This is a genomic window from Pseudonocardia sp. N23, from assembly GCF_002583555.1.
Lineage (GTDB): Bacteria > Actinomycetota > Actinomycetes > Mycobacteriales > Pseudonocardiaceae > Pseudonocardia.
The window spans coordinates 1-1,498 of sequence record NZ_BEGX01000129.1; the positions used below are offsets into that span (position 1 = coordinate 1).

Sequence of the window (1,498 nt, forward strand, 5' to 3'; positions counted from 1 at the left end):
GCCGCTGACCCCGGCGCCGCGGCGGCCGAGCTCAAGAAGCGCGCCACCCGCTGAGCTGAGATGGAGCCAGCGTGAATGAGCACCGATCGAGGCAGCCGACGATCGCACGGAATGCCCAGAGCACCTTGATGCTGCAGGCAGCCCAAGTGATCCGATTGCGCTATGTGAAGGTCGGCCCGGACAGCGGACTGCCCGCTGCTGTGGCGGCGAAGTTGGCAGATGTATTCGATGGCCTTTCCACCGGAGACCCCGCTTTCGACCAGATCGACCTGAACGAGGCGACCGCCCTGGCCCATCGACTGATCGACAATGACCACCCGGAGTTGTCGAGGCTGTGGCCTGCGGTCCCGTGACCGGCTGATTCCACTACGGCCTCCCGGCCGGGAGCAGTTTTCGATGGCGTGACGCAGGTCCGAGGCCGAAAGGCCGAGGGCGCGGAGATCACCGAGGCTGGTGCGGGATCACGCTAGACAGGTCGGTCAACTCGAATGACCGACTTGGCTAGCGAGGTTCCGCACGCCGGATCTGAGATCTTTCGCCTATATGGGCGCTTCCGCTCGATGAGTCCCGGCCCCGCCAACGCTCGCCTGCTGCCCGATGATCCGGTGAAGTCGTGACCGGGGGACCGGCAGGACGGAAGTCTCTCGGCCGCAGGGTGCGGCCGCCAGTTCAGGGATGGAGTGAGCGTGACGCTTCGTGTTGGCGTGAACGGCTTCGGTCGCATCGGCCGCAACTTCTGGCGGGCGGTCGACGCCCAGCGCACCGCCGGGACCAATGACATCGAGATCGTCGCGGTGAACGACCTCACCGACACCGCGACGCTCGCGCACCTGCTGAAGTACGACTCGATCCTGGGCCGGCTGCCCTACGAGGTCAGCACCTCCGGCGAGGACATCATCGTCGACGGCACGCCGTCATCTCCGCGCCGGCCACCGGCGAGGACATCACGATCGTCAAGGGCGTCAACGATGGCTCGCAGGTCGTTGTCTCCAACGCCTCCCGCACCACCAACTGCCTCGCCCCGATGGCGAAGGTCCTCGACAACCTGGTCAACGCCGCGATGAAGGCCGCGGCCGAGGGCCCGCTCAAGGGCGTCCTGAAGTACACCGAGGACCCGATCGTGTCGTCGGACATCGTGACCGACCCGCACTCCTGCATCTTCGACGCCGGCCTGACCAAGGTGTCGGGCAACCTGGTGAAGATCGTCGGCTGGTACGACAACGAGTGGGGCTACTCCAACCGGCTCGCCGACATCACCGCGCTCGTCGGCTCCAAGCTGTGAGGTCGCTCGCCGACCTGGTCGAGGAGGGTGTCCGGGGCCGCACCGTCCTGGTCCGCTCGGACCTGAACGTCCCGCTCGACGGCGACCGCATCACCGACGACGGCCGCATCCGCGCCTCGGTCCCGACGATCTGGGCCCTGTCCAGGGCCGGGGCGCGTGTGATCGTCACCGCGCATCTGGGCCGTCCGAAGGACGGTCCGGACCCGCAGTTCTCGC

Annotated in this window: 2 protein-coding genes and 1 pseudogene; all 3 read left to right on the forward strand. The window is 67.2% G+C overall.

Features of this window, described 5'->3' with window-relative positions:
• The first annotated feature begins 128 nt into the window (after positions 1 to 128).
• On the forward strand, positions 129 to 353 hold the full coding sequence (locus TOK_RS29520) for a hypothetical protein (RefSeq protein ID WP_098961279.1): 225 nt from the start codon (positions 129 to 131) through the stop codon (positions 351 to 353).
• Positions 354 to 686: 333 nt separating this feature from the next.
• Positions 687 to 1,282 (forward strand): annotated as a pseudogene (locus TOK_RS29525) (glyceraldehyde 3-phosphate dehydrogenase NAD-binding domain-containing protein).
• On the forward strand, positions 1,279 to 1,498 hold a 220-nt coding region (gene pgk / locus TOK_RS34570), incomplete at its 3' end, for a phosphoglycerate kinase (RefSeq protein WP_253258729.1). The pseudogene TOK_RS29525 and the gene pgk, both read left to right, overlap by 4 nt.

Excerpts from the sequence above, each read along its gene's own strand:
- TOK_RS29520 (WP_098961279.1), top strand. The coding sequence starts at position 129 with ATGCTGCAGGCAGCCCAAGTGATCCGATTGCGCTATGTGAAGGTCGGC.